General features: G+C 35.3%; 10 protein-coding genes. 9 read left to right on the top strand and 1 reads right to left on the bottom strand.

Annotated features, from left to right (window positions below; genetic code table 11):
- Positions 1-496: 496 nt before the first annotated feature.
- From LQ50_RS06910 to fba, 8 genes are all read left to right on the top strand, one after another.
- Positions 497-1,465 carry a sugar ABC transporter substrate-binding protein gene (locus LQ50_RS06910; RefSeq protein WP_034627471.1) on the top strand — a complete coding sequence of 323 codons (969 nt, stop codon included), beginning with the start codon at positions 497-499 and terminating at the stop codon, positions 1,463-1,465.
- A gap of 67 nt (positions 1,466-1,532) precedes the next feature.
- On the top strand, positions 1,533-3,095 hold the full coding sequence (locus tag LQ50_RS06905) for a sugar ABC transporter ATP-binding protein (protein ID WP_034627510.1): 1,563 nt from the start codon (positions 1,533-1,535) through the stop codon (positions 3,093-3,095).
- Positions 3,096-3,150: 55 nt separating this feature from the next.
- Positions 3,151-4,140, top strand: coding sequence for an ABC transporter permease (locus tag LQ50_RS06900; protein ID WP_034627468.1), 990 nt, complete (start codon positions 3,151-3,153; stop codon positions 4,138-4,140).
- A 372-nt stretch (positions 4,141-4,512) separates the two neighbouring features.
- Positions 4,513-5,328 carry a 5-deoxy-glucuronate isomerase gene (iolB, locus tag LQ50_RS06895; protein WP_034627467.1) on the top strand — a complete coding sequence of 272 codons (816 nt, stop codon included), beginning with the start codon at positions 4,513-4,515 and terminating at the stop codon, positions 5,326-5,328.
- A 36-nt stretch (positions 5,329-5,364) separates the two neighbouring features.
- Positions 5,365-6,360: a 5-dehydro-2-deoxygluconokinase gene (gene iolC, locus LQ50_RS06890; protein ID WP_034627466.1), complete on the top strand. Its 996-nt coding sequence runs from the start codon at positions 5,365-5,367 to the stop codon at positions 6,358-6,360.
- 11 nt (positions 6,361-6,371) lie between these two features.
- On the top strand, positions 6,372-8,285 hold the full coding sequence (gene iolD, locus LQ50_RS06885) for a 3D-(3,5/4)-trihydroxycyclohexane-1,2-dione acylhydrolase (decyclizing) (protein ID WP_034627463.1): 1,914 nt from the start codon (positions 6,372-6,374) through the stop codon (positions 8,283-8,285).
- A 19-nt stretch (positions 8,286-8,304) separates the two neighbouring features.
- The gene (gene iolE / locus LQ50_RS06880) at positions 8,305-9,204 is read left to right on the top strand and encodes a myo-inosose-2 dehydratase (protein ID WP_034627461.1); all 900 of its coding nucleotides are present in this window, start codon (positions 8,305-8,307) and stop codon (positions 9,202-9,204) included.
- A 98-nt stretch (positions 9,205-9,302) separates the two neighbouring features.
- Complete coding sequence (fba, locus tag LQ50_RS06875) at positions 9,303-10,175, top strand: class II fructose-1,6-bisphosphate aldolase (RefSeq protein ID WP_034627459.1); 873 nt, start codon at positions 9,303-9,305, stop codon at positions 10,173-10,175.
- Positions 10,176-10,264: 89 nt separating this feature from the next.
- Here the strand turns inward: fba and LQ50_RS06870 are convergent, their stop codons facing one another.
- Positions 10,265-11,020 (bottom strand): DeoR/GlpR family DNA-binding transcription regulator, encoded by a 756-nt coding sequence (locus LQ50_RS06870; protein ID WP_034627457.1) that lies wholly within the window; start codon positions 11,018-11,020, stop codon positions 10,265-10,267.
- 359 nt (positions 11,021-11,379) lie between these two features.
- Between LQ50_RS06870 and LQ50_RS06865 the strand changes: the two genes are divergently transcribed.
- The gene (locus LQ50_RS06865; RefSeq protein WP_034627456.1) at positions 11,380-12,372 is read left to right on the top strand and encodes a LacI family DNA-binding transcriptional regulator; all 993 of its coding nucleotides are present in this window, start codon (positions 11,380-11,382) and stop codon (positions 12,370-12,372) included.
- Positions 12,373-12,556: the final 184 nt, after the last annotated feature.

Raw genomic sequence — 12,556 nt, 5'->3', positions numbered from 1 at the left:
AATAGTTAAATACTTTAAAGCTATATCTATTAAAAAGGTAGAGCTTTATTCTTTTTGAATATAAATAAGGATCTTTTCTTTTGTATGTGATAATTTAACAAGGAAGTAGAGAGGCGATTAACTCTAATTTTTCTTTGATGCGAGATCAGATCGTTGTGTATCTAACTATTACTCATAATGATTATTCGTTCCTAATATACGCATGAAAAAACAAAAAAATGAATTTTGGTAATATTCAATAAAAAATCATAAAAAAGCGTTTACAAAATAGAAAATATCATGTATCTTTAATTTATTCAAAGAAAGAGCTTCAAACATTATTATAATGCTTTTTGTAATCGATTGCATAACCTGTAGTAGATGGTGTTTGATGCATGATTATTTGAGTAGAGCCAGCAAGTTTATAAGGGGGATGGTAGCAATAAGGTTGGAGGTCTTGTTTTTGGATTTTGTGAAAACGATTACAAAAAAATAATCTTATCAGGGGGAATTACAAATGAAACTTAGAAAAACAATTCTAGCTTTTGTTGGAGTAATCATGCTATTGTTCTTAACAGCTTGTGGAAGCGGGAACGAAGCGAGTTCAGAAATAGAAACAGAAGGCTCTGGAGATAAAAAGACAATTGGTGTTTCAATTTCTAATTTAGATGAATTTTTAACATATATGCAAGACGCGATGAAAGAAGAATCGGAAAATCATCCTGATTTTGAGTTTATTTATAGTGATGCACAAAATGATAGCGCAAGACAAATGGATCAAATAGAGAACTTTATCACACGTCAAGTTGATGCGATCGTTATCAATCCTGTAGATACAACAGCAGCAGTAGATATTATTAATATGGTCAATAATGCAGGTATTCCAATTATTGTTGCTAACCGTACATTTGATGGAGTAGAAGAAGCGACAGCCTATGTTGGATCTGAATCTATTCAATCAGGCCTCTTGCAGATGGAAGAAGTAGCAGAACTCTTAGGTGGAGAAGGTAATATCGCTATTATGGAAGGTGAATTAGGGCACGAAGCACAAATTAAGCGTACAGAAGGAAATGTGCAAATTATTGATGAGCATGATGGATTAAAAGTTGTTCATCAAAACACTGCAAAATTTGATCGCTCTGAAGGTATGAGATTAATGGAAAACTGGTTAAATTCCGGTACTCAGATCGATGCGATTGTTTCGAATAACGATGAAATGGCCCTTGGTGCAATTTTGGCACTTGAAGCAGCTGGAAAATTAGATAAAGTGTTAGTTGCGGGAATCGATGCAACGCCAGCAGCTTTAGAAGCAATGAAAGCAGGTAAACTCAGCGTTACAGTATTCCAGGATGCAAAAGGTCAAGGAGCAAATAGTATTATTGCTGCTGTAAAAGCAGCAAATGGTGAAGAAGTAGAAGACGTTTTAGTCCCTTATCAACTTGTGACACCTGATAATGTAGATGAGTATGTCGCTAAGTACGAGTAATGCTTAAGAAACAGCTAATGAAAGGAAACCTCATTGGTTTCCTTTCATTAGAAATATCCTATTGAAAATGGGAGGGTACAAAGTGAGTGAATACATTTTGCAATTAGAAAACATCACAAAAGAATTTCCTGGTGTAAAAGCATTAGACGACGTTCAATTAAAAGTAAGAAGAGGTACTGTTCATGCTCTTATGGGTGAAAATGGAGCAGGAAAATCGACTCTCATGAAAATCATTATCGGAATGTACACACCAGATACGGGAAAAATGATCTTTGAAGGTGAAGAGTTAAAGCTAACCAATATTAATGATTCTTTGGATAAAGGGATATCAATGATTCATCAAGAGTTAAGTCCTATCCCTGAAATGACTGTTGCAGAAAATATTTATTTGGGACGGGAGCCAACTTATGGGAAAAGTGGACTTGTAAATAATCGTAAGTTATATCAAATGACTAAAGATCTATTAAACAGTCTAGAAATAAATCTTGATCCTAAAACAAAAATGATCGATTTAAGCATTGCTAATACACAAATGGTTGAAATTGCAAAAGCGATATCCTTTGATTCAAAGTTAGTCATTATGGATGAGCCCACTTCTGCCATTACGGAAAAAGAGGTTGCTCAACTTTTTAAAATGATTCGCTCATTAAAAGAAAAAGGTGTAGGTATCATTTATATTACTCATAAGATGAGTGAGTTGTATGAAATCGCAGACGACATATCTGTATTTAGAGACGGTCAGTTTATCGGTACGGATACAGCTGCGAACATGGAAAGAGATAGACTAATTAAGATGATGGTAGGACGAGAATTAAATCAAGTATTCAATAAACCTGAAAATGAGATTGGAGAAGTGGCCTTATCAGTTAAAAATTTAAGCCATAATGGTTGGTTTGAAGACGTTAATTTTGAAGTTCGAAAAGGAGAAATTGTCTGTTTTGCGGGTTTGATGGGTGCTGGAAGGACAGAAGTACTTGAAACGATTTTTGGTGTGAAAAAAGTGGATCAAGGAGAGATATTTGTTCATGGCAAAAAAGTTAATATTAAAACTCCAATAGAAGCTATTAAAAATAATCTAGGCTTTCTAACTGAAGATCGAAAATTAACAGGTTTGTTTTTACCTCTATCAGTTAGAGAGAATATGATAACTGTCAATATTGATCAGTATATATCATCGGGGCTATTGAACTACAAACAAGTAAAATCTGACTGCTTAGAGCAAAAAGAAAACCTTAAAATCAAAACACCAAGCATTGATCAAATTGTTGAAAATTTAAGTGGTGGGAATCAGCAAAAAGTATTATTAGCAAGATGGTTATTGAAAAACCCAGATATATTATTTCTAGATGAACCGACTCGTGGAATTGATGTTGGTGCAAAATCGGAATTTTATAACATTATTTTCAAATTAGCAAGCCAGGGAAAAGCCATTGTCGTTGTTTCTTCTGAAATGGCAGAGATATTGGGCTTATGTGATCGTGTTATTGTTATGCATGAAGGACGAATTACTGGTGAATTAAGCAGAGAAGAGGCCAATCAAGAAAGAATCATGCAATATGCTACTGGTCAAAAAACGATTAGTGTAAAAAATACTAGGCAGAGTGAAATGCGACAGACGGTAACTAACTAATATTGAAATGGAATAAAAGAGCCTTGTGAATAAAACTAGTTTGGAGGAACGTAAGATGGGTTTAGAGTTAGAAAAGACGGAAACGAAACAAGTGAAAAATAATCAAGGTAAAGAGCTAGCAGTGAATATCTTAAAGAAATATGGTATATTTATCATTTTAATTCTACTAATTGTCTTAATGTCTATATTAACTCCCCACTTTCTAAGCGCTACTAACTTAATAAATATTGTAAGGCAAATGTCTATAATAGGTATTATCGCAATAGGAGTTACACCTATCATCATTACAAAAGGGATAGATCTATCATCTGGTTCAGTAATTGCATTAGTTTCAGTTGTAGTGGCCACGTTTGCTCAAGGTGATTTTCCGTTAGTTGTTCCGATCTTTGTAGCTCTAGGTGTCGGTTTATTAGCTGGTCTAATTAATGGAACACTCGTAGCAAAAGGAATGCTAGCTCCTTTTATCGCCACATTAGGAATGATGACAGCGGCTCGTGGAGCTGCGATGCTTTATAGTGACGGTCGACCAATCGGTGGTATTTCTGAATCATTTACATTTATCGGTCAAGGTATTATTTTTGGGATTCCAGTTCCAGTTATCATCTTTGGATTAGTAGGTTTAGTGACATGGGTCCTTCTTAACAAAACGAAGGTTGGTAGATATGTTTATGCAATTGGAGGAAATGAACAAGCGGCTGTTACAGCTGGTATTAATGTAAGCAGAATTAAGTTGATGGTTTATGCATATGCTGGTCTTTTAGGTGGTATTGCCGGTATGATTCTTACTTCAAGGATTGCATCTGGTCAGCCGCAAGCAGGTATTATGTTTGAGTTAGATGCAATTGCTGCAGCTGTTATTGGTGGTACGAGTTTATTTGGCGGGATTGGTACAGTTGGTGGAACAATCATTGGAGCCTTAATTATTGGTGTCATGAACAATGGTCTAGACCTTCTAGGTGTTAGTTCCTATTGGCAGCAAATTGTAAAAGGGGCAATCATTGTTGCTGCTGTATATATTGATTCTAGAAAGAACCGAAAAAAATAATGTTATCATTACAGAAATCGATTACATGATAGCGAAAATAAGTGCTTTTAAATTTGTTGAAAATGAATTGATTAGCCTGTAATCTAAAGATTGGTGACAGGCCCTTCTTAGATTTAATAACATGAAGGTAAATTTGTTAAAAATAATCAGATAAATAGCTAAAAAAGTATTGACTGAAAACGCTTTTAATATTATTCTGAAACAGAAGTTATCAAAACTTAACCAAAATATGATAACAAATATAATTTATTAAGTTTACAGGTACAAAATAATGCTTTGAACTTTTGCTAATATGTTTAAATATTAGCAAAAAAATTTAGTTTCAATGAAATCGATTTCATTAAGTTCGCTTATTTTTAGGAGGTAGTTGTAATGAGTAAATTGCTTCGTAAGCCAGGAAAAACGGAAATGAGAGACGGTATCACGCTCGTCCATGATGTGACATCTGAAAATTCATCTCTTGAATATGTAAATTTTAAGATGGTTGATTTAGCTCCTGGAGCAACATATTCAGAGGAGTTAGGTAAGCAAGAATGTTGTATTGTTGCCGTAACAGGGAAAATTACCGTTTCTGATAAAGAATTTACATTTGAGAATTTAGGAACACGCGAATCTGTATTTGAGAAAGTACCTACAGATAGTGTTTATGTATCAAATGATAACACCTTTGAGGTGAAAGCAGTTAGTCAAGCGCGTATTGCACTTTGTTATTCTCCATCAGAAAAACAATTGCCAACGAAATTAATTAGTGCTTCAGATAATGGGGTTGAATATAGAGGGAAAGGTAACAACAAGAGAATGGTTCATAACATACTGCCAGATTCCGATCCTTCAGCAAATAGCTTATTAGTTGTAGAAGTATTCACAGAAAGCGGAAATTGGTCCAGTTACCCTCCGCACAAACATGATCAAGATAACTTACCAGAAGAGTCATTTTTAGAAGAAACTTATTATCATGAAATGAATCCTCCACAAGGGTTTGTATTCCAACGTGTTTATACAGATGATCGTTCACTAGATGAAACTATGACTGTTGAAAATGAGTACGTGGTTATTGTCCCAGTAGGATATCATCCAGTAGGTGTTCCTGAAGGATATACTTCGTATTATTTAAATGTAATGGCAGGCCCTACACGTGTTTGGAAGTTTCATAATGATCCAGATCACGAGTGGATTCTAAAAGGTTAATTAATTATAAATCTATTAAAAGGAGTGTTAGGTTTAATGAATTATAACTTTAACGAGAACAGACAATTCGATATTATTGCAATAGGTCGAGCGTGTATTGATTTAAACGCAGTTGAGTTTAATCGCCCGATGGAAGAGACGATGACATTTTCTAAATACGTTGGTGGTTCACCAGCTAATATCGCAATAGGAAGTTCAAAACTGGGCTTGAAAGCAGGATTTATTGGGAAACTTGCAGACGATCAACATGGTCGTTTCATTGAGCAATACATGAGTAAGGTCGGAATCGATACATCTAATATGGTTGTTGATAAAGAAGGACATAAAACGGGCTTAGCATTTACAGAGATTAAAAGTCCAGAAGAGTGTAGCATCCTTATGTACAGACAAGATGTAGCAGATCTATACCTTGACCAAAGCGAAGTACATGAAGAGTATATTAAAAAATCTAAAGTTCTTCTAGTTTCAGGTACAGCTTTATCAAAAAGCCCATCTCGTGAAGCGGTGTTGAAATCGATTAGCTTAGCGAAGAAAAATGATGTAAAGGTTATTTTTGAGTTGGATTATCGTCCATATTCTTGGAATAGCTCTGAAGAAACGGCAGTGTACTATTCATTAGTTGCAGAACAATCTGATGTTGTTATTGGTACTCGTGAAGAGTTCGATGCACTTGAAAATAGAACGACTGAAGGAAAGAACGAAGATACGGTAAACTACTTATTTAAACATTCAGCTGATTTAGTTGTTATTAAGCATGGCGTAGAAGGTTCATACGCTTATGCAAAATCTGGAGAAGTTTTCAGAGGTTTAGCTTATAAGACAAAGGTTCTAAAAACATTTGGTGCAGGTGATTCGTACGCATCAGCATTCTTATTCGCATTAATTAGGGGGAAAGATATTGAAACAGCTTTAAAATATGGAAGTGCATCAGCGTCCATTGTTGTAAGCAAGCATAGTTCATCAGATGCTATGCCTTCTGTAGAAGAGATTGAAGGATTAATTGAAAAGAATGAAACCATTTCAGTGGGATAGAGGAGACGCTTATGAAAACGTTCAGATTAACAACAGCGCAAGCTTTAATCAAGTTTTTAAACCAACAATATATTCATGTTGATGGAGAAGAGATCCCGTTCGTGGAAGGGATTTTTAACATCTTCGGTCATGGAAATGTATTGGGTATAGGCCAAGCACTAGAAAGCGATTCTGGTCATTTAAAAGTGATCCAAGGGAAAAATGAACAAGGTATGGCCCATGCTGCGATCGCATACAGTAAACAGCTTTTACGTAAGAAGATTTATGCTATTACAACGTCAAGTGGACCTGGGTCAGCTAACTTAGTAACAGCAGCAGGAACAGCACTTGCGAATAATATTCCTATATTATTAATTCCGGCGGATACGTATGCTACTCGTCAGCCTGATCCGGTATTACAACAAATCGAGCAAGAACATAGTCTAGCCATCACAACAAATGACGCTTTAAAACCAGTATCTAGATATTGGGATCGTGTGACACGTCCAGAACAATTAATGTCAAGTTTAATTCGTGCGTTTGAAGTAATGACAGATCCTGCTAAAGCAGGTCCTGCAACGGTGTGTATTTCACAAGATGTTGAAGGGGAAGCATTTGATTTTGATGAAAAGTTCTTTGAAAAGCGCGTTCACTATATTGACCGCAAACCAGCAAGTGATCGTGAATTAAAAGGTGCTGCGAAATTAATTAAAGCAAGTAAAAAACCTTTAATTGTTGTTGGTGGAGGAGCGAAGTATTCAGAGGCACGTGATATTTTAGTAGAATTCTCAGAGAAATATAATGTGCCATTAGTAGAAACGCAAGCAGGTAAGTCTACTATTGAGCATTCATTTAAAAATAATCTTGGTGGTCTTGGTATTACAGGTACACTAGCCGCAAATAAAGCAGCGCAACAAGCTGATTTAGTAATTGGGGTAGGTACGAGGTACACAGACTTTGCCACTTCATCGAAAACGATCTTTAACTTTGATGAATCTAAATTCTTAAACGTAAATATTAGCCGTATGCAGGCTTATAAGCTTGATGGATATCAGGTAGTAGCAGATGCAAGAACCACGTTTGAAGCATTAACACCAATGCTAGAAGGATATGTCAGTGAATTTGGAGACACCATCACTGAATTGAAAGAAGAATGGTTGGCTGAGCGTGATCGCTTAAGCAAAATAACATATAGTCGTGAAGACTTTGTTCCTGAAATCAAAGATCATTTCTCTCAAGAAGTGATGAATGAGTATGCTGATGCGTTAGGAACAGAATTTGCTCAAACAACAGCGTTACTAACCATTAATGACACGATTGATCCTGATAGTATCATCATTTGTGCGGCAGGCTCGCTACCAGGAGACCTACAACGTCTATGGCATTCCTCGGTTCCTAATACGTATCATCTAGAGTATGGATATTCATGTATGGGATATGAAGTTTCAGGTACATTAGGGTTGAAATTAGCAGAACCATCAAAAGAAGTATACACAATAGTAGGAGATGGAAGCTTCTTAATGCTTCACTCTGAGTTTGTAACAGCCATTCAGTATAATAAAAAGATTAATGTTTTATTGTTCGACAATTCTGGCTATGGTTGTATTAACAATCTGCAAATGGATTTTGGCGGCGGTAGCTACTTCTGTGAATTTAGAACAGATGATAATCAAATCTTAAATGTAGATTATGCGAAAGTAGCTGAGGGTTATGGAGCGAAAGCATATCGTGCTAATACGGAAGAAGAACTAAAAGCAGCTTTAGAAGACGCTAAGAAACAAGATTGTTCTACGTTAATTGAGATGAAAGTTCTTCCTAAAACGATGACAGACGGTTATGAAGGAAGCTGGTGGAACCTTGGAGTTTCTGAAGTATCGGATCGTGAAGGAATCCAAAAAGCATATGAATTAAAGCAAGAAAAACTGAAAAATGCAAAGCAATATTAATAATAGAAGGTGAATGCTAATGAGTAATCAAGATATTTTATGGGGAATTGCTCCAATTGGCTGGCGTAATGATGATATTCCAGAAATCGGCGCAGAAAATACATTACAACACTTATTAAGTGATATTGTTGTAGCAGGGTTTCAAGGTACGGAAGTTGGAGGATTTTTTCCTGAAGCAAAAGTACTAAACAAAGAACTTAGTTTGCGTAACTTAAAAATCGCAGGTCAATGGTTCTCAAGTTTCTTGATTCGTGATGGACTTGAAGAAGTAGCAAAGGAATTCCACAAGCATTGTGCGAATTTACAGCAAGTAAATGCAGCTGTTGCGGTTGTTTCTGAACAAACATACAGTATTCAAGGTACAAAAAAGAATGTATTTGCAGAGAAACCTTATTTTACAGATGAGGAATGGAATACGTTGTACCAAGGTTTGAATGAGCTCGGAAAAATCGCCAAACAGTATGATTTGCATTTAGTATTTCACCACCATATGGGAACAGGAGTACAAACGTTAGAGGAAATCGATCGTTTATTAGAGAGTACGGATCCTAATCATGTTCACCTTCTTTATGATACAGGACACATTTATGTTTCAGATAATGACTATATGACATTATTAAAAAAGCATATGAATCGGATCAAACATGTCCACTTTAAAGATGTAAGACAGAACAAATTAGAAGAATGTAAGGCAGCAGGAAATTCGTTCCTAGATTCGTTTTTAAATGGAATGTTTACCGTACCAGGTGATGGTTGTATTGACTTCACAGAAGTTTATCAAACCTTACTTGATCAAAACTACAAAGGATGGATTGTCATTGAAGCTGAGCAAGATCCAGCTAAGGCTCATCCACTAGAATATGCTTTAATTGCACGTAAATATATTGATCAAAAATTATTTCAAAAAGTAACAGTCTAACTAGACTTAAACCGGGTCTTTCGTCTAGAGAGACCCGGTTTACTATAGTTTTAAAAGGATGCTTTTTTAAACGGAAATAAAAAGGAGGTGCCAGGTAATTGGCATTAGTATCAATGAAAGAAATGCTTACTCTAGCAAAAGAAGGAAACTATGCGGTAGGGCAATATAATATTAATAGCTTACAGTGGGCACAAGCCATACTACAAGCAGCTCAAGAAGAACAAGGACCAGTTATTGTAGCAGCTTCTGATAGACTCGTTGATTATTTAGGTGGGTTTAAAACAATAGCAGCGATGGTGAAAGCTCTAGTAGAAGAAATGGATATTACTGTTCCGGTTGCATTACACTTAGACCATGGTATGAATGTTGAAAGATGTAAACAGGCGATTGATGCAGGGTTTACTTCTGTTATGATCGATGGATCCCATTATTCTATTGAAGAAAATATCGCTATGACAAAAGAAGTGGTTGATTACGCCAAACCTCATCAAGTTTCAGTAGAAGCAGAAGTAGGAACAGTCGGTGGAATGGAAGATGGACTTATTGGTGGTGTAAAATATGCCGATCCTTATGAATGTTTGCGCCTTGTTGAAGAAACGGGAGTGGACGCATTGGCAGCCGCTTTAGGATCTGTTCATGGGCCATACCAAGGTGAACCGCAACTTGGCTTTGATGAAATGAAACAAATATCAGAAATGACTGGTATTCCATTGGTTTTACATGGAGGATCAGGAATTCCGGATTACCAAATTAAAAAAGCGATTGAGCTTGGACATGCAAAAATTAATGTGAATACTGAATGCTTACAATCATGGGCAAAAGCAGTCCGTGAAGTATTCATTAACGACAGTGACATTTATGATAACCGCGCAATTACCATACCTGGTAAAGAGGCTATCGTTGCTACAGTAAAAGAGAAAATGAGAGAATTTAATACAAGCAATAAAGCGGCTGAAAAATCTAACGTCTAAAAAAGTGCTATTAAAAGACCTGTCATGAAAAATATAACAGGTCTTTTTTCTATATAAAAAGGTCTTATAGATTGTCTAGTGGTTTGAAGTTAATCTGCAATAATTAGTTGATAATCATTTTCTTCAGCATATTTTGTGTAACTATCGGAAGGGACAGAGTCTGTAATGAGAACATCTATTTCCTGTAACTCACAATAGGTCATGACCGCGTGTCGATCAAATTTATTGACGTCAATTAAAAGAAATACTTCGGAACTTCTCTCAACGACCGTACGCTTGAGATCGGTTTCAAGAGGGCTTGAATTTGTTACTCCGTTTTTTATTGACACACCGGAGGAGGCCATAAATGCTTTGTTGATATTATGTGACTTCAGAATATCTTGCTTAGTGAAACTTGCAAATGAGTTGGTCTTACGTTCTAGTACACCACCAGTTGAAATCACATTTAAATTATCAAATGGAAGAGTTCGTATGATGAAATCAAGATTATTCGTAATGATTGTTAACTCAAGTGTTTTGATAAAATCGACCATTTCTAGTGTGGTTGTTCCTGAGTCGATAAAAATTACATCTCCATCTAGTAAATAACTTGCTGCTTTTTTTGCAATCAGTCGCTTTTGGTGAAGATGGCGTGTTTTTCTATCGTGAAAAGGTTCAAGACGTGTTTGGTTTACACTGATCCCACCATATACTTTTTTGTAATCACCAAATTCAACCAGTTCCTGTACGTCCCGTCTGATCGTATTTTTGGAAACACCAAATACTGTAACTAAGGTATCTAAAGAGACCGTTTGGTGTTGATCAATATAGGTTCGAATTTGTTTAATACGTTGTATTTTTAACATGTTTACCAGTCCTTAGTTTAGTTAAAATTGACTAGATTAATTTTAGAAGGTTTAACACGTGATTTATATTTCAGATATTGAAATGAATTGGAAAAAAACTTATTCATAGTATATCAACAATTAATCAAAAACATCACCAAATATTTTTAAAGAAGTAACAATTATTGTGTGTTCATAATAATTATTTAGTAACCGTTTTCGTAACATGGTAAAATATATATACGCTTTATTTTGACAAAGGTTTTACGTTTACTTATAATTTATTACTTAAATGATCATTTGAACTGATAGAAAGACTTTTATATAAATTCTTAATAAAGCGCTTTTACAGTGGAAAGAAGAGGAGGTGTGATGAAAATATGAAAATGAGTGATGTAGCCAAACTAGCAAATGTATCTGCGGCAACAGTTTCAAGAGTACTAAGCCAGCCTGAAAAGGTTAGTAAGGAAACAAGGGAAAAAGTTTTGGATGTTATAAATAAAGTGAAATACAAACCTCATATAGTTGCAAGGCAATTTAGAACTCAAGAAACGAAAATCATCCTAGTAGTTGTTCCAGATATTACGAGTGCATTTTTCTCAAAAGTGTTACGTGGTATTGAACATATTGCGTTGGAAAATGGCTATCAAGTAATTTTAGGGGATACAGAAAATGATATCGAGAGAGAGAACAGTTATATTAACTTATTATTACAAAAACAAGTGGACGGCATGGTATTATTAACAGCGCGGCTTGATAAGAATAAGTTAGAAGAACTTGCTAGTGAGTTTCCTTTAGTACTCGCGTGTGAATATGTAGATGGATTGAACGTGCCAACGGTCTCAATTGATAATGTAAGCAGCGCACGCAAGGCAACTGAACATTTAATTCAATTAGGACATTCAAAAATTGCACATATTACAGGACCGATTAATATTATCCTAAGTCGAGACCGGTTAAAAGGATATAGGCAAGCAATGATTAGTAACGATTTAGAGGTTGATCCTGCATATATCCAAGAAGGAGATTTAAGCTTTGAATCTAGTTATAATGAAACATTAAAACTATTGTCATTATCAACCCCTCCAACTGCAATCTTTGTATTTAATGACGAAATGGCAATGGGGACTATTAAGGCAGCAAAAGATAGCGGTCTAAGTGTGCCAAACGATTTAGCGGTGGTTGGTTTTGATAATATAAAGATGTCAACGGTATTTGAACCTAACATAACGACAATTGATCAACCGAAATTTGCTATTGGAAAAAAAGCGATGGAATTATTACTTCATTTAATAAAAGGCGAGCCGATGAAGAAGAAGAAATTTGTGATGAAAGATGAATTAATAATTAGAGAATCTACACTTATTAAATGAATCGAGTGAGAAAATGATGGGGGGCGTCTCAAAGGTCTGTTTTAACTTTTGAAACACCTCCATTACCTGTATAATTCTGTTTACAAAAAAAACTGAATAATATAAAATGAAATAAGAAGAATTAAATCTGTTTACTATTTATAAATAATAACAGGAATATTCTTGGCCTAGTGTAAGAGTTAAA

The sequence above is a fragment of the Halalkalibacter okhensis genome, assembly GCF_000787375.1.
Classification (GTDB): domain Bacteria; phylum Bacillota; class Bacilli; order Bacillales; family Bacillaceae_D; genus Halalkalibacter; species Halalkalibacter okhensis.
The sequence above is the reverse complement of the archived record's forward strand: the minus strand, read 5'-3'. Positions and strand labels throughout refer to the sequence as shown.